The organism is Arenibacter algicola, from assembly GCF_000733925.1.
In the GTDB taxonomy this organism is placed as follows: domain Bacteria; phylum Bacteroidota; class Bacteroidia; order Flavobacteriales; family Flavobacteriaceae; genus Arenibacter; species Arenibacter algicola.
Genome location: NZ_JPOO01000003.1, coordinates 2,942,617 through 2,965,033, shown reverse-complemented (window position 1 = coordinate 2,965,033; position 22,417 = coordinate 2,942,617). Strand labels below are relative to the sequence as shown.

General features: G+C 38.7%; 16 protein-coding genes. 4 read left to right on the top strand and 12 right to left on the bottom strand.

Annotation, left to right across the window (positions count from 1 at the left end):
• Window positions 1-66: 66 nt before the first annotated feature.
• The 8 genes from arsS to U735_RS0123270 form a co-directional block, all read right to left on the bottom strand.
• Entirely contained in the window at window positions 67-1,122 is a 1,056-nt protein-coding gene (gene arsS, locus U735_RS0123315; RefSeq protein WP_031446120.1) for an arsenosugar biosynthesis radical SAM (seleno)protein ArsS, read from the bottom strand.
• Window positions 1,123-1,251: 129 nt separating this feature from the next.
• A complete protein-coding gene (locus U735_RS0123310) occupies window positions 1,252-1,587 on the bottom strand; it encodes an arsenosugar biosynthesis-associated peroxidase-like protein (protein WP_031446119.1) in 336 nt (111 codons plus the stop codon).
• A 199-nt stretch (window positions 1,588-1,786) separates the two neighbouring features.
• Window positions 1,787-2,485, bottom strand: coding sequence for a TIGR04282 family arsenosugar biosynthesis glycosyltransferase (locus U735_RS0123300; RefSeq protein ID WP_031446117.1), 699 nt, complete (start codon window positions 2,483-2,485; stop codon window positions 1,787-1,789).
• A 947-nt stretch (window positions 2,486-3,432) separates the two neighbouring features.
• Window positions 3,433-3,939 carry an OmpH family outer membrane protein gene (locus tag U735_RS0123290; RefSeq protein WP_031446116.1) on the bottom strand — a complete coding sequence of 169 codons (507 nt, stop codon included), beginning with the start codon at window positions 3,937-3,939 and terminating at the stop codon, window positions 3,433-3,435.
• A 298-nt stretch (window positions 3,940-4,237) separates the two neighbouring features.
• Window positions 4,238-5,068 carry a class I SAM-dependent methyltransferase gene (locus U735_RS0123285; protein WP_031446115.1) on the bottom strand — a complete coding sequence of 277 codons (831 nt, stop codon included), beginning with the start codon at window positions 5,066-5,068 and terminating at the stop codon, window positions 4,238-4,240.
• Between the two features lie 747 nt (window positions 5,069-5,815).
• On the bottom strand, window positions 5,816-7,684 hold the full coding sequence (mnmG, locus tag U735_RS0123280; RefSeq protein ID WP_031446114.1) for a tRNA uridine-5-carboxymethylaminomethyl(34) synthesis enzyme MnmG: 1,869 nt from the start codon (window positions 7,682-7,684) through the stop codon (window positions 5,816-5,818).
• Window positions 7,685-7,689: 5 nt separating this feature from the next.
• On the bottom strand, window positions 7,690-8,109 hold the full coding sequence (gene ybeY / locus U735_RS0123275; RefSeq protein WP_031446113.1) for an rRNA maturation RNase YbeY: 420 nt from the start codon (window positions 8,107-8,109) through the stop codon (window positions 7,690-7,692).
• Window positions 8,102-11,554 carry a hypothetical protein gene (locus U735_RS0123270; protein ID WP_031446112.1) on the bottom strand — a complete coding sequence of 1,151 codons (3,453 nt, stop codon included), beginning with the start codon at window positions 11,552-11,554 and terminating at the stop codon, window positions 8,102-8,104. Before U735_RS0123270 ends, ybeY begins: the two co-directional genes overlap by 8 nt.
• Before the next feature lie 110 nt (window positions 11,555-11,664).
• Between U735_RS0123270 and gltX the strand changes: the two genes are divergently transcribed.
• Both gltX and U735_RS0123260 read left to right on the top strand, forming a co-directional pair.
• Window positions 11,665-13,176, top strand: coding sequence for a glutamate--tRNA ligase (gene gltX / locus U735_RS0123265; RefSeq protein WP_031446111.1), 1,512 nt, complete (start codon window positions 11,665-11,667; stop codon window positions 13,174-13,176).
• Between the two features lie 160 nt (window positions 13,177-13,336).
• Window positions 13,337-14,266 (top strand): SPFH domain-containing protein, encoded by a 930-nt coding sequence (locus U735_RS0123260; protein ID WP_031446110.1) that lies wholly within the window; start codon window positions 13,337-13,339, stop codon window positions 14,264-14,266.
• Between the two features lie 85 nt (window positions 14,267-14,351).
• On the opposite strand, the gene U735_RS0123255 is transcribed toward U735_RS0123260, so the two are convergent.
• The 4 genes from U735_RS0123255 to U735_RS0123235 form a co-directional block, all read right to left on the bottom strand.
• The gene (locus tag U735_RS0123255; protein ID WP_031446109.1) at window positions 14,352-14,567 is read right to left on the bottom strand and encodes a DUF6327 family protein; all 216 of its coding nucleotides are present in this window, start codon (window positions 14,565-14,567) and stop codon (window positions 14,352-14,354) included.
• Between the two features lie 6 nt (window positions 14,568-14,573).
• Window positions 14,574-14,918, bottom strand: a complete 345-nt coding sequence (locus U735_RS0123250; RefSeq protein WP_031446108.1) for a phage holin family protein — start codon at window positions 14,916-14,918, stop codon at window positions 14,574-14,576.
• Between the two features lie 11 nt (window positions 14,919-14,929).
• Window positions 14,930-15,259, bottom strand: a complete 330-nt coding sequence (locus tag U735_RS0123245; RefSeq protein WP_031446107.1) for a YtxH domain-containing protein — start codon at window positions 15,257-15,259, stop codon at window positions 14,930-14,932.
• A 375-nt stretch (window positions 15,260-15,634) separates the two neighbouring features.
• Window positions 15,635-17,320, bottom strand: a complete 1,686-nt coding sequence (locus U735_RS0123235) for a glutamine--tRNA ligase/YqeY domain fusion protein (RefSeq protein ID WP_031446106.1) — start codon at window positions 17,318-17,320, stop codon at window positions 15,635-15,637.
• A gap of 251 nt (window positions 17,321-17,571) precedes the next feature.
• Here U735_RS0123235 and U735_RS0123230 point away from each other — a divergent pair, with 251 nt between their 5' ends.
• A complete protein-coding gene (locus U735_RS0123230) occupies window positions 17,572-19,839 on the top strand; it encodes a T9SS type B sorting domain-containing protein (protein ID WP_031446105.1) in 2,268 nt (755 codons plus the stop codon).
• A gap of 6 nt (window positions 19,840-19,845) precedes the next feature.
• Window positions 19,846-21,933 carry a PorP/SprF family type IX secretion system membrane protein gene (locus U735_RS0123225; protein ID WP_031446104.1) on the top strand — a complete coding sequence of 696 codons (2,088 nt, stop codon included), beginning with the start codon at window positions 19,846-19,848 and terminating at the stop codon, window positions 21,931-21,933.
• Window positions 21,934-22,417: the final 484 nt, after the last annotated feature.

Sequence of the window (22,417 nt, the reverse complement as noted above, 5' to 3'; positions counted from 1 at the left end):
AAACCAATTGGTCCTTTCGCCAGCGATTTGCAAGGAACCTCTTTGGCATAATATTAAATAGCGATTTTAGGTAACGGACCCCTGACAACTACTCCCCGCTCCTGCCGTACAACCAAAACAGTGTTGTGAAACTATAATGTTCCTATCTGTAAGAGCCTCTTCGTTATAGTCCTTTATGTGTTTGATTTTGCTGGCCACTTTCAGGCCCAACATCTGATTAAAGTCGCAATCATACAACCATCCATCCCAACTCACCGAAATGGTATTGGTACACATAACATTTTCCACAGCAGACGGGTTATACGCCTCTACTAGGGAATACATATAATCTTCATAGTTCCCTGAAGCCATCAAATAATCCAAAAAACGTGCAATTGGTAGATTTGTTATGGCAAAGAGATTATGGAATTGAATTTCAAAATCCTCTATTAGCGCCTTCTTAAAGTCGCGCTCCAGCGCCGACTGGTCACCAGGTAAAAAAGCGCCAGAGGGATTATAGACCAGATCCAATCTCAACGAACTATCCGGCATACCATATCCCACTGCATTCAATTCCTGAAGTGCTTTGATCGACTTGTTGAACACTCCTTCCCCCCGCTGTTTGTCCGTTTTGCCACGGGTATAATGCGGCATTGAGGAAATAACATGGATATTGTGCTTTTTAAAAAACTCCGGAAGATCGTGATATTTTTTATTGGCTCTAATAATAGTTAGGTTGGAACGTACTATGAAATCCTGTACTCCAGCCTTGGCAGCCTCTTCCACAAACCATCTAAAATTAGGGTTCATCTCAGGGGCACCTCCTGTTAGATCCAAGGTATGGGCACCGGTATTGCGTATAACCTCCAAACATTGCTCCATGGTTTCCCGGGTCATTATTTCTTTTCTATCCGGACCTGCATCCACATGGCAGTGTTCGCAAACCTGATTGCACATATAACCAACATTGATCTGTAGGATTTCCAATTTTTTGGGGCGCAATGGAAACCGTCCTATTTGGGCGATTTTATCCTTAAAATAGGGTAATTCCCTATTTTCGAAAATACCGCCTTCTAGAATTTCCAATTGTTTATTATCTGTGACAAGGGGATTATGCCTTGCTTTTAAAGATTTTGTTGCCATTCTACTGTGTATTCGATATTTAGCATGTAATAGCCTTAAATAATAACAAAGCTCCCGGTATTTCAACCCATAAGCCAGCAAAATTTTCGCTATAACATTGTTCAAAAATTATTCGCAGTGCCATATATTTTACATGGATAGCTTATTGTACTTGTTCATCATTTGAACTCCATGTACTAAGGTAGCACCGCTTTCAATAGCCGCAGCTGCATGTACCGCCTCCATCATCTCTTCCTTGGTTATTCCTTTTTGCAAACCGTCTTTGGTGTAGGCATCAATGCAATAGGGGCATTTGACCACATGGGCCACCGCCAAGGCGATTAGGGATTTTTCCCTCGCACTAAGGGCTCCTTCCTCAAATACCTTTCCATAGTAATCAAAAAACTTGTTTCCCAGTTCTTCGCTCCATTCCGTAATTTTTCCAAACTTCCGTAAATCTGCCGGGTCATAATAAGAATCTGCCATGATATATATTTTATATAGTTATTATGGAAACCCTAAGTTGTTTTTGGCTTCCACTATTAATAATTTATTTTATTCACCCAACATTAAAGTGAAACCTAAACTAGGGCAGCAAAACCCTATACCGGGCTTTTGTCCGCTTACTAAAGTTTACCAGGATATGGGTGAAGAGTATATTGGAAATAGATTTCCTTAACCAGTACTAGTTGATGAAGTGGACAGGGGAGCCTTTGTTAAAATAAGTACTATTAAAATGAAAACTTTGCAGAATGGATCCCTGAACATTAATTTTTACGATAGGTATAACTAAGGAAAGGATTATTTGATAGATCTTCCCTGTACTAAATTTTAATCCTTTTAGGATCCTCTTTAAATCTGCGGTGGTATCCAAGTCCAACAAGACTCGAAGTTGAATTACATCTACGTTGTAGCCTTCAATTAAACCCGTTATTTTATTGGTAAGTGTATTTGTTCTCCAAGGCAATTGCCTAAAAGCCTTGGTATCAAAATGGGATTTATGAAGTCCCATTAAATAAAATCCACCATCCTTGGAAGGACCCAAGACAAATTTCCGTGCACCTATTAGTTCCGAAGTTCTGGCAAGATCGGAGACTTTTAATTGGGGTGTATCATTGCCAATAGTAATTACATTATCAAAGCCCATAGCAAAAATGGAACCAATGGCATTAACAAACCTTTCTCCAAAGGAACTTCCCTTTTGTTCTTTTTCCGATATTAGAAAATAAGGAAGACCCGTTTTCCTTGCTGTGTTCAAGGCATTTTCTGTTAACCCATCAAACAAAATACTGCCCTTGGGTATAGTCTTATATTTCAATTCCTCCTTAGAGGAATTGGCAAATATCAGAATTGCGGTACTATCTATTTTATAATGTTCCAGCATTGATACTACAGTTGCATAATCCTTGGCTAAAAACCTACACCTATGTATAGTCGCTTTTGATTCAATTTCATTACGGCAAGTATGCAATTGAATCTACCTTTTATTCAAAATTAAACTAATAAGTCGGTTTTTTATCCGGAATAAAGTACTTTCCAATTGAAATATATAGATAAAGTGCCCCTATATATCGACTAAGCCCCATAAATGGTCTCCCAGGAACTTTTAAATGCTTGGAGCCCGACTACTCAGTTGGTGGAATTATTGGAACAAAAATAGGAAGAATGCCAGATCAAAGCATTTCCTTTGACTCCTCAGCTTATATCCGAAGTTCATTAATTAGCACGGTGCCCTACCATGAAGTGATCATAAAACAAAGGAATTCCAAGGGAGTCAACTTTTAAATTTCTAAAGAAAAACCAAAAATAAAACTCAATCTTTTCAGCAGTTTTGGTGCAGATTCTAAAAGCTAAATGAATATTCATTTTTATAATTTGGCAGACCATAAAGTGTGGAAAATTTTAGAGTCGCTGCCCAAAACCGAATAAAGAACCTCTGGAAAATTCACCCATAATGTTTACATCTTAACGTGAGTTCGATATGTATTTTATTTAAAATCAATTGTTTATATGACATCTGTCTGGTCGAGCGGAGTCGAGACCTCATTGTAAATACATTACAGTAAAATAACCTCTCGACTCCGCTCGAGGGGACCGTAGCATTTATTATAACTTACATTAAATCAATGTATTGATAATATTTTATGTCGAACTCACGTTTCTTACACAAATGTATTCATCCTCTACACGGTATGGGATTAATAAAAAGTAGGTCTATAGGATAGGAAGAAAAGACGATTGAGAATGGTTTTATATCAAAATATAAAACCTCCGAAGATCACTTCGGAGGTTTTATAAATGCGCCCTATTTAAAGAGCTTTTTATAAAATACTACTTCTTATAATTATCGTTTAGAATTTTAACGATGGCATCGGTTACGTTATGTGCCTCTTTCCCGTAAAGAACACTACCCCCATCTCCACCGGTTAATATAAAGGAATAGCCGTTTGATTCCCCATATGCTTTAATTTCCCTTTTAACCTTAGATACGAGACTATCCATCTCTGTTTGGCCCTGCATCTGTAATTGCTGTTCTTCTTGTTGCAACTGTTGTCCTATAAACTGACTACGCTGCTGTAACTGACCATACTCCTCTTGTGCCTTAGCCTGGGCCATTTTTTGTGCCTTGGCTTGGAAAGCTTGGGCTTCCATTTGAAAAGCTTGGGATATACTATCCCTCTTTTTACCAAAAGTTTCAGTTCTTGTTTTGAACTTAGCCTCAATATCCACCTTCTCCTGATAAGTATCCATTAACTTCACATTATCTACAAAAGCTATTTTTTCTTGTTGGCAAGATATTGCTCCTATTAATACCAACGCCAAAACTAATTTTTTCATTTTCTCTTTAGTTTAAATTTGGGCAAAAATAGAAAAGCTTTTTTATAATAAGAGAAAAATTATAATTATTCCTAATAGCCGGCTCCTACAGATCCAATACCTCCCTTTATACCCATTTGAGCAATTGAAACTAGCACAAACCACATCGATAGATAAAATTGATTGAAAAACACAACACAATCAATACAATTTATTTTGTACAGGGTCTTAGGGTGGCCATTTAAAGCCCTTCCGGTGCGCTTAATGCCGTTAGTCGTTTCACTCGATAAAACCCCCTTAAAGCCTCTTAAAATAGCTATTAAGCCTTCTTCAATATATAAATCAACGAAGAATACTCCTTAGAAACCAAAGCCCGTATATTAGACATAAGCCCAATCCAAAATGCCCTAATATAATTCTGTTTACCGTTCTTATATTTTTCCGACAGCAGCGCAACATAGAAAGCATCAAAAAACATGGGCTTCGTCCGCACCAATTTCATTCCATGTTTTGCAAAGATGCTCTGCACACTCCTTTTGGAAAAATGCCAAAGATGTCTAGGTACATCAAAAGCCGCCCAAAATTCTTTATAGTACTTTGCGTCGAAGGATTTAAAATTAGGAACAGCCACAACTAGGGTTCCATTATCAGTTAGGAGTCCGACCAATTTTGCAATTTGGGATTCAAGATCGGGCAAATGCTCCAAAACGTGCCAGAGTGTAATGACCTCATATTTATCACTGGTTGGAATAGCGTCTAAATTCTGCAAAAGTACCACCCCTTTTTCACTTGACTTAAGCCTAGCCAATTCATTGGGTTCCACTCCGGCAACTTCCCAGCCATATTTCTTAGCTACAGCCAAAAAATCTCCAGTACCGGCCCCAACATCCAAAAGTCTTTTATTTGAAGCAGCATAAGAATCAATCAGAGACAACTTACTTTTTAGATTATATCCTTTTACGGTATGATAAATCTTATCTACCAAAGACTTCTTGGCATCTGTATGGGAAATGTAATCTTCGCTCTCATAATATGTCGCGAGATTTTCCGGTTGCGGTTCAGTAACCAACATGTCCAGGACAGGATCGTGCAGTAATTTAAACGACTCTCCTGTGAGGGTATAATCTTTGGTTTCCAAATAAACTTTCATGGTTACGATGGGTGAATAATATTTGTTTTTAGAAGCAACGAAGATACTTCAAAACAGTAGTACATGAAAGTGAAATCACAGGAAGATTCTACTCGAGAACCGAGATTTAAACCTGCCCGCCCGTTCCATTCAGGCGGGCCGAGAAATTCAACTTGAATTTCCTTTCAATGCGTCGTGGGTTCCCAAGGTAGTTTACTTTATACTGCAACCCCAGCCTAGCTAAAAGAATTTAATAAGTAGCACCAATTATTGGACTAAATCATAAATTGAAATCACAAAGACCAGATAAAGAACAAATCCAAAGAATTAAAAAACAATTATGGCACCATGGACAATTACATTTGTGAAAGAAACAAAATATTACTTAATCCATCTAGATTGAATTCTAACTAAACCAATCCTGAAATAAATTACTAATTATCGAAAATAATAAACCATAATTTCCACCTAATTGGAAATCCTAATTCCTCTGTCCATTTATGTTCTACAATTTTAAATTAGACATGCTAGGGAATTACATAATTTCACTTAGGATTTCTGGGCACAAAAATTGAATTATTTAATCCAAATTTTATGCTCTTCCAAAACAATGCCTAAACAAAAACGACTGCCATAAAAAAAAATGTTTGCCAATTTTAGTACGCAAACACCCTTCTAAAAAATTATATTTTTAAACGTTTTATCAGCCTTAAAAACGACTTTAACAATAGAAATGTTCCACGTGGAACATTCAATTCCCTTGGCAAATTATCGGCCCATATAGACCAGTAAAACGCTAATATCGCTAGGAGAAACACCGCTAATTCTAGATGCTTGGGAAATAGTCACAGGCTGTATTGCCTTAAGCTTTTCCCGTGCTTCATAAGAAAGGGATTTAAGCTTACTATAATCAAAATCCTTAGGGATTTTAATATTCTCTAATCGTTGGAGCTTATCCGCGTTGTTCTTTTCCTTGGCAATATATCCTGAATATTTAACCTGAATTTCTGCCTGTTCCAGCACCTCCCTATCCAAATTATTATCAGAAACGAACTCTGAAACCCCTTCCAATTGCAACATATGATCCATAGTAACTTTCGGCCTTGAAAACACTTTAAACATCTTATCAGGCTGTTTAACCGTGGATGAATCCAATCCTTCTAAAATAGGGTTTATCTCTTCCGGTTTAAAACTAGTCTCCCTAAAGAAGTCCACAAAAGCATTAGATTTTCGCTCCTTCTCCTCCATCTTTTCAAGCCTATCCTTCTTAGCCAGTCCCATTTCATAACTCCTTGGAGTGAGTCTTAAATCGGCATTATCCTGTCGCAAAAGGGTCCTATATTCAGCCCTGGAAGTAAACATCCTATATGGCTCCTCTGTGCCCTTCGTTATAAGATCATCCACCAAAACTCCAATATATGCCTCATCCCTATTAAGTATAAATGCCTCCCTTTCATTAATTTTCAAATGAGCATTTATACCAGCCATAAGACCTTGGGATGCGGCCTCTTCATAACCTGTAGTTCCATTAATCTGACCAGCAAAATAAAGATTTTCAATAAGCTTGGTCTCTAAGGTATGCTTTAACTGTGTGGGTGGAAAGTAGTCATACTCGATGGCATAACCCGGCCTAAAAAACTTAACATTCCCAAACCCTTTTACAGATTTTAAAGCCTTATACTGAACATCCTCAGGTAGGGAAGTTGAGAATCCATTAACATAAACCTCCACCGTATTCCAGCCCTCCGGTTCAACAAATAACTGATGGCTATCCTTATCTGCAAACCGATTGATCTTATCCTCAATAGAGGGACAATATCTAGGGCCCAAACTCTTAATTCTACCATTGAACATAGGAGAACGATCAAAACCCTCCCTTAACAAATCGTGAACCAAAAGACTCGTATGGGTCATATAACAATCCCGCTGATGGGTCAAGGCCTTGGTATTGGAGTAAGAAAATTTCTCAGGTATTTCATCCCCTGGTTGGGGAATCATAACAGAATAATCCAAGGAACGACCATCCACTCTAGGTGGAGTACCAGTCTTCATTCTACCGCTCTCAAAACCCAAACTCACCAATTGTTCGGTAATACCAGTAGCCGCCTTTTCACCAGCTCTTCCTCCACCAAACTGCTTGTCACCAATATGGATTAAACCATTAAGAAAAGTTCCGTTGGTAAGAACAACGGACCTAGATCTGATATCCAAACCAAGAGAAGTCTTCACCCCCACAGCTCTGCCATTTTCCACTAAAAGACCAGACACCATTTCCTGATAAAAATCCACATTGGGAGTATTCTCCAGAGCCATACGCCATTCCTCAGCAAAGCGCATCCTATCATTTTGTGTTCTGGGACTCCACATAGCCGGACCCTTGCTTTTATTAAGCATTTTAAATTGTATAGCGCTCTTGTCACTAACAATACCACTATATCCACCAAGAGCGTCAATCTCACGAACAATCTGACCCTTAGCAATTCCTCCCATAGCCGGATTACAGGACATTTGCCCTATAGTCTGCAAGTTCATGGTAACCAACAAGGTCCTAGAGCCCAAATTAGCCGCAGCAGCAGCAGCTTCAGCTCCAGCATGACCCGCACCAACCACTATAACATCGTATTCCTTTTCAAACATAACTTTCAATGTTCCACGTGGAACAATTTAATTTTTTCATCTTCCTTTAACCTCATTTGCGAGGCCTCCTCTTCACTCTTGTCGCCAAACCCCAAAAGGTGAAGTACCCCATGAGCCATAACTCTCTTCAATTCCAGATCAAACTCAACACCAAAATCAGACGCATTCTCCTTGACACGATCAACAGATATAAAGATATCACCCGCTATTCCATTCATATCTTCATAAGGAAAAGTAATAATATCCGTATAAGTGTCATGATCAAGATAGTCCTGATTGATCTTCAGAAGATACTCATCATCACAAAAAATAAAATCCAATTGCGAATAAGCCTTATCCTCAGAAAGCACTATCCTACTAACCCAATCGGCAAACTTGGATTCATTGTCAATACCAAAATCCGTCTCGTAGTGAAAATCAATCATCAATTTTAAAATAATCCTTAACCCTAATCTGAAAATTTTGCTGCAAAGGTAATGCTTGTCTATTTAAAATCTCCAAATCATTACGATAATTATCTAATATTGAAGGCCTAGTAAGAATCGGGTTCTGAAACAAATCATTACTACTATTGCTCTCCCTTTCCTTGGTCTTTCCCTGTTTCAAAGCAGCATTATCCAACTTTAACATTTCCCTGTTAATGTTATTCATTTTACTCATAGTTTGCTGGGTAACCCCATTTCTCAATAAATCGTTCTGGAAATCCTCCATCTGCTGTACCAATTTCTCACCCAACTCACGGTCATCATTGTTTATAAGATTCTTTAATTGCTCTTCCAATTGCTCACGCAACAACTGCTGCTCCTTATAAATTTCATAAATCTCATTAAGCTCCTCTTCGTTAGGTCCATTCCCACTACCTCCAGAACCCATCTCACTTCCTTTTCCACCTCCACCACTATTGGAGCCTTCACCATCTTTAGTACCTTTACCTTTGCCCTCACTACCTTTCTCTCCATTCTCACCTTCCTGACCATTCCCATCCCCACCTTCGCTACCTTTCTCTCCGGACTCACCTCCCTGTCCACTACCCTTTTTTCCTTCACCAGAACTCTTTCCTTCTGAACCCTTTTTACCCATTTCACCCATTTTCTCACCCAACTTTTCCTGCCCCATAATGATATCCGGCAATTGAAAACCCTTTCCCTTCCCTTTACCCGAACTGGCACTCATACTCTGTTGCAAATTTTCCAAGACATTCGCCAAAAAATCACTGAGACTATTGGAAGCATTCAAAACATATTTTTGATAAGACGCACCTTGATACATTTCACTCTCTGCCATACTCTCCAAGGCCTTATCCAAATTATAATACACCTCAGTAATTTGTTCGTTTACAAATTCGGAAAGTTCGGCCTGTCTTAAGGATAAGGCGAACAAACTATCATCAACGTGTTTAAACAATTCCCTCAATTCCTGCTGCCTTTTAATACTAAGCGTATTTACCTTACCGGACATTTCCGATTCCCCCAAGCTCCTATACAAACCTTCCTGCTTAAACGAAAAAGTAATCAAATTGTCCAACAATTGCCTTAACATTTCAGCGTCCTCGGCGGTAGTAGAACCACCTCCACCGCCCGAAGAAGCGGACAATAAATCCTGTGATAGTTCTTTCATCTTCTTGGCCGCCGATTTTTGTTTAGACTTAGCCTTTTCAGAAGAAGATTTATCACCATAAGGTTGCTTGGAAAGTTCTTCCATTACATCCTCTTGATCCTTCTTTACTTCCTCAACCTTACCCATATCAACCTTCAATTCCATAGGTTTCTTTAAACTCGCAACATCCTTAATCAATTCTTCAACCTCTTTACTAATCTCCTCGAATTTAGCCTTTATGGAATCCTGTTCCTTTTGCTCCAATTCCGAACCCAACTTCTTCTCAGCCATATCCTTCTGCTCCTTGGACAATTTATCCAAATCGACCCCCAATTGCTCAGCCTTTTGCTGAACATAATATCTCTTAGTAAGTTCCAACAACTGTTCTAGGTTACGATCCGCATTCCTCTGCTTCTTTCCAAGCTCCTCCAAGCGTTTAGCCAATTCATCCTTATCCAATTTATCTGTCAATTTACTCAGCTCCTCCAAGAGCTTATCATTCTTCTTCGCCTCTAATTCCATCCTTTCCAACCTCTCCTCCAACAGTTTTTTTAATTTATTATCCTCTTCGGTCTTCTTAAGATTATCTTTCAATTGCCCACTAAACTTCTTCATTAAGTCCTCCTGCAACTCTTGCTTCTTTAAAAAATCCTTAATTCTATTCTGATCAGAAAAACTAAGTATACTGTTTTCCTTTTCCTGCCTATTAATTTCCTTTAAGCTCTCCTGTTGTTCCTTAGACATTTCCAAAGATCTATCCAAATTCTTAAGAACAGATTTTTGAAACTCCAACCCCTTCTCTTTCAGCTGGTTAGCGTTCATAAATGCCGAGCTAAACACCTGACTCTTAGTAACCTTGCCCTTGTGAATAGCGTCATTATCCACCACTTCAAAATAGTAATCATACGCCTCGCCTTCTTCCAAATCCAAACCCGATGGAAAGGTGTAATAAAACTTGTTATAATTAACATTTGGTTTGGACAGAACCAAAACATTCTTCTTCTCTTGCCCTTTCTTATAATAAATAAACCTAACAGCACTTAACTGGTAATCATCCGTTGCCTCCCCCACATAATAAGACACATTAGGGTTTAAGGAATCCAGCACCTGATCTACCCGCAAACTGGGATAGGCATCCCTAACAACCGTAAAGCGATATCCCAAACTCTCATAATTATCTACGTTAGCATTAGAAATAGACAATTCGTAATCCAAATCGGAAAAGACACGCTTGTCCAAACTAAAAGCATCTCCTGACCTTTTAAAATTTTCAATACTATCCCCCACCCTAAAAAGCACCTCCTCGGTAGTCCTGGTCTTCATCCTCCACGAAACAAATGTACCTTCGGGAAAAACCGCATTACCAGTACTTTTTATTATATCATCCCGCTTTCCGGTATAATCCGGATAATCCAAAATCAAATCAAAATCAACTATACTGGGAACAGCAATTACCTTTAAAAAAAACTCCTTGGACCTAAAGCCATTTGAAACAAAATAGAAAGAAGTACCCTCCAAAGGCGAATTAAACTTGTACTGGTAAAATCCCTCATTAGATGGCAAAAGAAACTCTTCCCCATCTAAAACTATAGAAACATTCTCAGGTTTTACACGTCCCTCGGTAGTCACAGAAACGGTCAAGGACTCGCCCTCCAATACATCCAGATCAGAAGTAAGCAATTTAAAGGCAAAAGGTGCCGGCGGCTCGTAAGCCAAGTCGTAATTCACCACTCTTTTATAAGAACCGAAATAGGAAGCTATATCACCCGAGATCCAAATTAACCCAAAAACTAACAGAGGAAGGAGCAAATACCTGGCATATCCCATATTCTCCTTAAGATCCACAGCCTTTACAAAAGGAACAACACTCAAGTCCATAGATCGCTGTTGAATACTCGCCAAAAGCAATTCTGACTTCTCACTACTTTCAGCCAGATCTAAAAGGTTAAAAAGCTTATCCTCTACCTCCGGAAAATGCTCTCCAATTAACAAGGATGCCTCCTTATTGCTCAAACCTCTCTTCCATTTTAATAAAAACGATAAAGGCGTAATAATAAACTTCCAAACTAGGTAGAACTCCACTCCAACAAATAGTACTAACAGTAGCAAACGTCCAACAGAATTTAACCACAAAAAATATTCTATACCTAAAACCAACAAAAAGAAAAGCAACCCAAAGGCTATAAAAAGAAGCACACCCTTAAGCAACATCTTGGTATAGAACTTTGCAATAAAGGCATTAAGCTTTTCTAAAATATTACTATAATTATCCAAAATAGATCATTTTATAACCAAGGTACAAAAAAGCAACCTAGTCCCAAAGGCCCCAAAACCGAATCCCAAAATAGAACGCTTTATGTATCTTTGCGCAAAAATAATACTTCATGACCAAGAAAGTAAGAGTTCGCTTTGCTCCCAGTCCAACAGGACCTCTACATATAGGCGGTGTAAGAACCGCTTTATTCAATTATCTTTTCGCCAAAAAGCATAAGGGCGACTTTATTCTAAGAATAGAAGACACAGACCAAACTAGATATGTTCAGGGGGCCGAACAATACATAATAAACTCCCTAAATTGGTGTAATATACCCTACGACGAAGGCCCAGGAAAAGATGGCGGCTATGGTCCCTACAGACAAAGTGATAGGAAAGAACTATATAAAAAATACGCGGATATACTTATTGATAAAGGCCACGCCTATTACGCCTTCGATACCAGTGAAAATTTGGATTTTCACAGAAAAGACCATAAAGAAAAAGGTAAAACCTTCATATACAACTATCACAACAGGTTAAAACTTTCCAACTCCTTGTCCCTAAGCACAGAAGAAACAAATGCTAAACTCAAAGCTGGAGAAGAATTTGTAATACGTTTTAAAACACCTCAGGATACCGAACTACATCTAAACGATATTATAAGGGGCGATATTAAAATAGACACCAATACCTTGGACGATAAGGTACTGTTTAAGAGCGATGGCATGCCCACATATCATTTGGCCAATATTGTTGACGATCATTTAATGGAAATTACCCATGTTATCCGCGGAGAGGAATGGTTACCCTCTTTGGCCCTCCATAAACAACTATATGATGCCTTCGGATGGGAAGCACCAAAATTTGCCCATCTACCCCTAATAATGAAACCTGTGGGCAAAGGTAAACTTAGCAAAAGGGATGGGGAGAAAATGGGTTTCCCCGTATTTCCCCTTTCATGGAACGATTCCATTGGCTATAGAGAGGAAGGGTACTTTCCGGAAGCTGTTACCAACTTTTTGGCCTTATTGGGCTGGAATCCTGGCACCGAACAGGAGATTTTTACCCTAGAGGAACTTATTTCCGCTTTCAGTTTGGAAAGGGTAAACAAATCTGGAGCACGTTTTGACCCAGACAAAACCAAATGGTACAATCAGCATTATATGCAAACCTATGACAATACCGATCTAGCCAATGCATTTATGCTAAGCCTTAAAAACAAGGAATTGGATTTGCCAAAGGACAAGAATAATGGCGATTACATAAAGCAAGTGGTTTCCTTGATCAAGGAACGTGCTACTTTTGTCAAGGATTTTTGGGAATTGGGAAGTTACTTCTTTTTGGCTCCAAGTGAATATGATGAAAAGGCCGTTAAAAAACAGTGGAAAGAAGACACTGCTGCCATTATGACCCAATTGATATCCCTATTAGAAGGAACAGAAGACTTTGGATCGGAAAATCTTGAATCTCAAGTAAAACAATGGATCTCAGAAAATGAGCTATCTTTCGGAAAAGTAATGCCCCCTCTAAGATTGGTCATAGTTGGTGAGATGAAAGGACCTCATATTTTTGATATAATGGCACTTATAGGCAAAACAGATAGTATCAATAGAATTAAAACGGCCATCACAGTGCTTTAAAATAAACGATATAGTAATCTGCCCAATATGAATATGCATTAGTCATTTAGATGAGTACTATTTTAATAGTATTACAAAAGCTTTGTAACATATTTGCCAAAATTGCAACATATCAACAAAGTCTTTTGTAAATTCATTAGCTAATTTTAAACACTAAATCATGGGTTCATTTTTACTGATACCGTTATTACTTATCGGTTTTGTTATTCTATTTTCTTCCTTCTTTACGGTAAAACAACAAACAGCTGTTATCATCGAGCGCTTTGGTAAATTCAATAGCGTGAGAACTTCCGGTTTAGGCATGAAAATTCCGCTGGTAGACCGCATTGTAGCCCGCGTTGGGCTTAAAATTCAACAATTGGATGTGATTGTTGAGACCAAAACTTTGGACGATGTATTTGTAAAACTTAAAATATCCGTCCAATATGTTGTTCTTAAGAACAAAGTATATGAAGCCTTTTATCAATTGGAATATCCACATGATCAAATAACCTCCTACGTTTTCGATGTTGTCCGTGCGGAAGTTCCCAAAATGAAGCTGGATGACGTTTTCGTAAAAAAGGACGATATCGCCATTGCTGTAAAAACAGAGCTTCAAGATGCCATGTTGGATTATGGTTATGATATTATAAAGACCTTGGTAACGGATATTGACCCTGATGCTCAGGTAAAAGAAGCCATGAACCGCATTAATGCCTCTGAAAGGGAAAAAATTGCGGCCCAGTTTGAAGGTGATGCAGCGCGTATTCTAATAGTTGAAAAGGCAAAGGCCGAAGCTGAAAGCAAAAGATTGCAAGGACAAGGTATTGCAGATCAACGTAGGGAAATTGCACGTGGATTGGAGGAATCTGTAGAAGTATTGAACAAAGTGGGCATAAACTCCCAAGAAGCCTCTGCACTAATTGTGGTTACACAACATTATGATACACTACAATCTATTGGGGAAGCTACAAACACAAATTTAATTCTGTTGCCCAATTCGCCACAAGCCGGGAGTGATATGTTAAACAATATGGTAGCCTCCTTTACAGCCAGTAATATGATAGGGGAATCTATGAAAACGCAAAACAAAAAGAAAGACCCCAAGTAGTCCAATTGACCTTTTAAATCAAAAACCTTTTACAATTTGTAGAAAACAAGTCGTAAAAGGTTTTTTATTAGCCTAAAAAAGGGAACTAGCTAAATCTTTTCAATATTTTCTTTGCAACAAAGGAAATAATCAATTTCTGGGCTATTCCACTAACGCCCCCCAACAAATTTGTAGGATAAAAATTAGCCTTTGTCCTATTGAGGTGCAGTCGTAACTGCTCTTTGTCAATTTCTCTCTGTAATTTTAAAATAGTCAACCTTTGATCTATTTCATCAAAAGAAGTGAAAACCTGTTTTGCCATAACTCATCAATCAAAATAATATTCAGAAAATTTCTTTAGCATAGGCTTGTCCAACATATCTCTGTATAAATAAAATATGATTCCAATTAAACCATAAAACAGACCCACGAACAAAAACCCTAAAAAAGTATTTTCCAACCAAACTCCAATGCCGAATGCAGCCGCACAAGACAACATAAACAAGGCAAGTAAGGCAATACTTCCCAACATCAACATCTTGGCAAAAGAGGTCATACTCCGCATTCCAATTTTAAACCCCTGAAGTTTGTAATACTCCCCGGTATTTTCCAAATAGGATCGGATATCCCCATCAACTTCAGAAAGATTTTCCTTAATTTCCTCTAAGGCCATATAGTCGTCTCTTATTTTTGCAGTTGTGCATTCTTATTCTTAAGATCGGCCAACTTCTTTTCCAGTGCTATTATAATGTCGTCTGCCTTGTAGCTCATATTGGAAATAGTCTCTTCCAACTTCTGCTCAAAATCTATTTTCTTGGCCTCTGCCGTTTTGGTAAGCTCTTCTTTTGCATGGGATATTCTACTAGTTAGGTCATCTGTTGTCTCCATGGCCTTTTTCTTAATCCTTTTTCTAGTTTTGGTCCCTTTATCAGGTGCATACAAAATTCCTATTCCTGCACCTATGGCTGCACCTGTTAATAAAGCTAATAAAGTATTCCCACTATCGTTTGTCATAATTTTATTTTTATATTGTTATTAATAATAAATTTGGGAGCCCCATATGAATTTCCTATACTTCTATTTTTCAAATTGAGGAAAACCTACATAATTGAAATTCCGTGTTCTGAAATATTCTTATAAGGCGTAAAACTCAAAATTAAAGGAAAGGAGGATCACTGATTGACGCTATCCATCAAACTTTTGATTCAAACTCCCTAAATCGATAATATTTCAACCAAAATCCAATTAAAGGCCTTACAACAGACCAAAATACCAACTGTTATGGAATTACCTTGGCCCAAAAAAAAACCACAGCATTCGCGAGCTGTGGCCTTCATTTTTTATAGAAAATACCAATTGTTATATCAAAAGGTATAAACTTAACTTATGTTAGTTTCTTTCCTGAATTTTGGCCCAGGTATCCCTTAGACCTACAGTTCTATTAAAAACCAACTTTTCAGGTTTGCTGTCCGGATCAATATTAAAATAACCCATGCGTTGAAATTGAAAGCGATCCCCAATTGCTGCATTGGCCAAACTCGGTTCTACAAAAGCCGTGATAATCTGCAAGGAATCAGGATTAATATAATCCAAGAAATTCTTGTCCTTGTGTGCATCCGGAGTTTCATCAGTAAAAAGACGATCATACAATCTCACTTCAGCGCTAAGGGCATGCTTTGCAGAAACCCAATGCAAGGTTCCCTTAACTTTTCTTAAGCTCTCCTCCGTACCACTTCCACTTTTACTCTTAGGATCATAAGTACATTGCACCTCAATAATATTCCCATCGGTATCTTTCGTACAGGATTCGGCCTTTATAATATAACCATTCTTTAATCGAACCTCGCCTCCGAGCTTTAACCTAAAGAATTTTCTATTGGCCTCCTCCATAAAATCTTCCTTCTCAATATATAGTTCCCTAGAAAATGGAAGCTGTCTAAAGCCTGCCGAGTCATCCTCCGGGTTATTTTCCGCTTCCAACCATTCTTCCTCCCCCTCGGGGTAATTGGTCAATACAACCTTTAACGGATTTAAAACACCCATAACCCTAGGAGCAATTTTATTCAAATGTTCGCGAACATGAAATTCCAGCAAGGAAACATCCACAACATTGTCCCTTTTAGCTATACCGATAGTATCTGCAAAATTCCTGATGGATTCTGGAGTATAGCCCCTTCTTCTCAACCCCGATATAGTAGGCATTCTGGGATCGTCCCAACCCTTCACAAAACCCTGCTCCACCAATTGAAGCAACTTGCGCTTACTTACTACAGTATGGCTAAAATTTCTTCTGGCGAACTCCCTTTGTTTGGGCCGTACCAAATTTTTATCTACCACTTGGTCCAAAAACCAATCATAAAGCTCCCGGTGCATAGCAAATTCTAGCGTGCACAAGGAATGGGAAACCTGCTCAATATAGTCGCTCTCCCCATGTGTCCAATCGTACATAGGATAAATACACCAATCGGTATTTGTTCTATGGTGTGCCCTATACAAAATACGGTACATTATAGGATCGCGCATCAACATATTGGAGGAAGACATATCCACTTTTGCCCTTAGAACATGCTCTCCTTCCTTAAACTTACCCTCCTTCATCCCTTGAAACAACTGTAGATTCTCCTCTACGGACCGGTTCCTGAATGGACTTGGTGTTCCAGGCTCTGTGGGAGTTCCCTTTTGCACGGCAATTTCCTCTGAAGTTTGGCTGTCTACATAGGCCTTACCAGTTTTTATTAACTCTATAGCCCAGTCATAAAGCTGTTGAAAGTAATCCGAAGCAAAACATTCCGTATCCCATTCATAACCAAGCCACTTAACATCCTCCTTAATGGCATCTACATATTCCTGTTCCTCCTTGGCCGGATTGGTATCATCAAAACGTAAATTTACAGGAGCCCCGTACCTTAGTCCCAAACCGAAATTAAGGCAAATTGAGCTCGCATGACCAATGTGTAAATAACCATTTGGCTCAGGTGGAAATCTAAATCTTAGCTTCTCTTTTGGAAAGCCGTTCCCTAAATCTTCCTCAACAATATGTTCAATAAAATTTAGCGATTTTAATGCTTCACTCATATTCTCCTTTTTGATGCGCAAATGTAGGGAAAATGCAGGTAAAGCCGACGATAAAATACGCATAGCATACAATTAAGTGGGTTTCACAACAGATTTAAATACCCTTACAACTTTAAATTTCCAGTATTATAATTATATAACATATTTGTTGTTGAATACTTTGTAATTCAATGTGTTCCCAATTTATTCAAAAAGTTATCTGATAATTATCAACAATAAAAGCTGGTAGTAACCCCTAACTACAACATCTCATGAAGCCGAACAAAAATATTAACCTACTACCTTTCGTTCTAACATTGATGCTGTTGGGTGCAAGCTCAATTTCAGCCCAGACCCTGAACAAACCTACTCCAGCCGATAACCCTAATCTAGCGGGCAATTCGGTTTGGACCGCTGCCTGTGCATCTGCAACTTTCAATGAATATTTTATAAACTTCACTTGGCTACCCACTGTAAACAGTGATAATCAATTTGTTTTGGAATTATCCGATGCCTCCGGGTCCTTTGGCAGCCCTACGGAACTGGCCAGGGTAGCGGACAAGAATTCGGACTTTGACTTTGAATTTTCATTTGCATTGCCAACAGATACCAGGGGAGATGCCTACAGATTTAGGGTAAGAAGTACAAGTCCTGCCAAAACAAGTCCCGTATCGGATGCCTTTGAAATGTATTATATAGACTTCAATTCCACACTGGCTATCAGGGAATTGGGCGACACTGGAGCGCCGCCAGCGCAGAAAATACAATTGTGCAATGGGGGAACAACCACCCTGGAAGTATACAATGTACCCAATCCAGAAACTTATCGGTATAATTGGTATAAGAATACATCACCCTTTACCAGTAGCGGAAGCGGTACTTCCATAGAAGTTTCCGAAAGTGGTTATTATGTTGTTGAATTGGATTACGGGTCCACCTGTTCAGGATCGGCCAATACCCAATCGCTTTCCATTGAGGTTGAAATAGGAACCAGTGTAGGCTTGGCCCTAAACCCACCGGCCGAAACTGCATTGTGTTCAGGTCAAAGTTACGCGCCACTTGAGGCAAACATGAACTATCCGGACCTTGCCTACACCTGGTATAAGGGATCAACAATTGTACAACCAAGTACCTTAGGAGCATATACCTATAACATAGATACCAATGATGCCAATTTTCCTGGCGATTATTCTGTAAAGATACAGGGAGATGGCATTTGTACAGAAACGTCCAATACCGTAAGCATTACCAATGCCGGACTTTTTACAGTGTCTAGGGACAACCCGGCCAACATGGTCATACTGCCAGGAGCAACTGCAAATTTATCCGCATCCTCCGATGCCTCCTCCGTAACCTACCAATGGTATAAGGATGACACCTTAATTCCTGGGGCAACAAACAGTTCCTATACAGCAAATGCAGTAGGCAATTATTATGCGGAAGTAACTCTAAGCGGAGGTGCCTGTACGTCTGCCACCAAGAACACGGAAACTACTACATTGGTAAATCCTGATTCCTTTGAATTGATTACCAACTATACCACAGAATATACCGATTGTATTAATACAAGTGTAGCCATAGAGGTCAGTAGAATCAACGCCGTCCTATCAGATGGTACCAAAACCGATGTGACCGCCGATCTTAAAAGCAATTTCTCTTACCAATGGACGAAGGACGGAGCCAATATTACAGCTGCCAACGGAAGCAATATAAGTTTAACGAATACCAATGAAAACGGGGAATATAGGGTTCAGGGCAGCTTGGACAGTTTTAATTCAACTTCCAATGTATTACCGGTACGTTTATTGACCAACGAAACCTTGACCATATCATCCACTGGTACCGTCATCTGTAATTCCAGCGATACTATAGACATTTCAACAACCACAACATTAACAGGAGAAAGTTTTGATTGGTTTAAAGATGGGGTAAACTTAAATACCTTGAGCGAATCACTATCTGTTAACGCAGCCGGAACCTATCAACTAATAGTACAGAAAAACGGTTGTGATCTTCGATCCAACGAGATTATTATTTCTCCCTTAGACGATTCCTTGATAGCCCTCAGCACAGCCAATAACGAAGTGGTCTTTCCCGAAGGAGGTAGCAAAATTATATCAGCCAGCGGGGCCACAACTTATAAATGGTACGACCAAAACAATGTTTTGCTGAGTGATACGGACACCGTTTCCATTACACAGGAAGGTAATTATATGGTAATTGCTACGATAAACAATTGCGAGGTTTCCAAATCATTTTCCGCCTCCTATCAAGACACCTTTGGTATTCCAAATGTAATAACTGCCAACGGGGACGGGTATAACGACCAATGGATTATTCCCAATACATATACTAAAGACCCCAATATTTCAGTTATTATCTATAATGACAAAGGAGAGGAAGTACTTAGCCAGAACCAATACAAGAATAACTGGCCAGAAGCTTCCATGAAATTCCCAAAGCAAAATATGGTGTTTTATTATACCATTAAAAATGCCAAGGAAACTCTAAAGAAAGGTACTATTACAGTAATACGTTAATGCACCATGTTCAAGAAAAACTATTTATATATAATCTTTTTATTACTCTGTCTTTCCAAGGTTACGGGGCAAGAGGAAAGTCCGTTTGTTTCTTACGATGTTCCCTCACAGAACCTCTTAAAATTCAATAGGTTTCTTATTAACCCCACATTTTCTACGGTAAGGGAAGACAAGTCCTATATAAATCTATTACACAGAAACCAATCGGTATCTTTCAATGATAACAACCAAGACTATTTCCTTAGTTACAGTGGTCGTGTTAATGACCGTAGCGGTTTGGGACTTAGCCTATATACACAAAGGGAGGGATTAATATCCAACTACGGCGTTATGGCCAACTATGCATATGGCATTAAATTAAGCGACAAGAGTAATTTTACTTTTGGAGCAAATCTAGCTTATTACAACAGTGGATTTGATAGAAACCGCGCCAATGCTTTGGATCCCAATGATCCAGCCCTAAACGGGTTACAGGATTCCAACCTTTTGTCCTTTCAACCGGGATTCAATATTTCTTATGGCAAGTTTGATTTTGGTGTTTTCGCAGAAAACCTATTTGATTACAACCTTAAGAGCAGTGAAACAATAACGGAATTTGGAGATAAAACCTTCTCAGGACATTTACAATATACCCATCAGTTTGAAAACGGTGCCGGCATTTTTGAAGCAGGTCGTTTAATGCCTTTGGCCAGGGTTAGAAAAATTGGGAATGAAGAGGTAGTGCTGGGTGGAAGCCTTATCCTGGACCTGCCAAAACTGGGTTGGTTACAAGGTGGTTATGATAGTTTCTATGGTGCCTCCGCAGGTATAGGTTTTAACATAAACCGCCGGATCTCTTTAGGCTATACTATGGAAAAAGGTATGTCCAACAATTTTGACAATTTTGGATTAACACATGAAATATCCTTTGCCTACTCCATAACCCCAAACCTTACAGAAGATCGTGTAATGTTGGAAGAAGGTTACGAGGAATTGGCAGAAAATGAAGAAGAACAGGAAGATACCCTTACTGCACAACAACTGGAAATTGAAAAACTGAAGAAGGCATTGGCAGAAAATGATGCAATATTGGCCGAGTTAATGTTCCGTCAGGATTCATCGGAAACCAACCGTCAAAAAGATTTGGAACGCAGATTTGAAATGGTAATGAGAATGGTCCGCGAAGAAACGCAGGGCAAGCGTCCGGACATTGAGGAAAAAGCCAAAAAAATGTATCTCGTTAACAATGAAAACGGGGGTCTGGTGAATAATTCCAAGCCCGATCCAAAAGAAAATAAACCAAACGTTATAAAACCTGTGGACAAAACCAAGGATGCTATAGCGACAAGAACAGTTGAAACCAAAATCACTCCCAAAGCAGAGGCTGAAGAAGCTGAACAAGATGAGTTTACAAGGGTAGCACAACAAAACAATATTAAGAGTAGAAAATTTAGAAATTTGGACGGGGTAGCCGACGGTTACTATGTTGTAGCCAATGTCTATAAGGGCGAAAAATATCTTAATAAGTTTGTAACGGAACTTGCCAATGATGGAGTAAGGGCAGACTATTTCGAAAATTCCAACAATGGACTTAAATATGTATACCTAGAAAGGTATGATACATGGCAGGAGGCATTGGCCGCACATAAATCCAACATCAATGGAACCTATTCCAAGGATATGTGGATTATGAATGTGGACAACACCCGTTATACGGACGCTGATAGGGCTTATGTACAAAACGTAAACAAAATCAAGGAAAAATCATCACAATATGCTTTGGACAAACTTCAGAAAAATGTTGTGGTTAAAGACAATGTAACCTCCAATGATCCTACGGCCAAAGTGTACAAAATAAATGGTCTTGGAACCGGATATTATATTATTGCCAATGTATTCGCCAGTGCCAACAATGCCAATAGATTTGTAAAAATGTTAAATGCACAAGGACTAAGTGCCAGTTATTTCATTAACCCTGAAAATAACTATAGATATGTATATCTTAAGAGGCACGAATCCTGGAACAATGCCTTGGTTTCCTATTATTCCAAGATCAACGATACTTACAACGATAAAATGTGGATCATGCGGGTAACGCCAAATCAAATGACATGATCGGGTGGGTCAATTTAAAAAATGGAATAACCAATCTATTCAAGTGTATATAATCCTAAACTTAAGATTGCAAGTTTGATAATCGAAATACCGTTGTGATCAATATGGCAAAGAGATATTAAATTCCGACATTCATCATTTACAACAACATCATCCTGGGCAATCCCATTCAGGTGAAAATATTGATATTAGGTTTTGCCTTTGACAACAAATTGATTATTAAAAATATTTTCCTTTAAGGTAAATCTATCATCTCTGTTCTATACTCCTGTATCTAAAAGGTCCTATTTTATTCCAACTAAGCAAGGGTTTAACTAGCAATAATACATAGTTCCTTCAAAATTAAATTCTTACAAGCTGCTTTTAAAAAAATGCCTAACCATACAATAAAAGCATTTCACAACATATTAGAACACCCCTACAACATTAAATTCCACAGCTCACTATTAAGGTTAATATTTGTTATGAATGTTCGGTTTTTGGA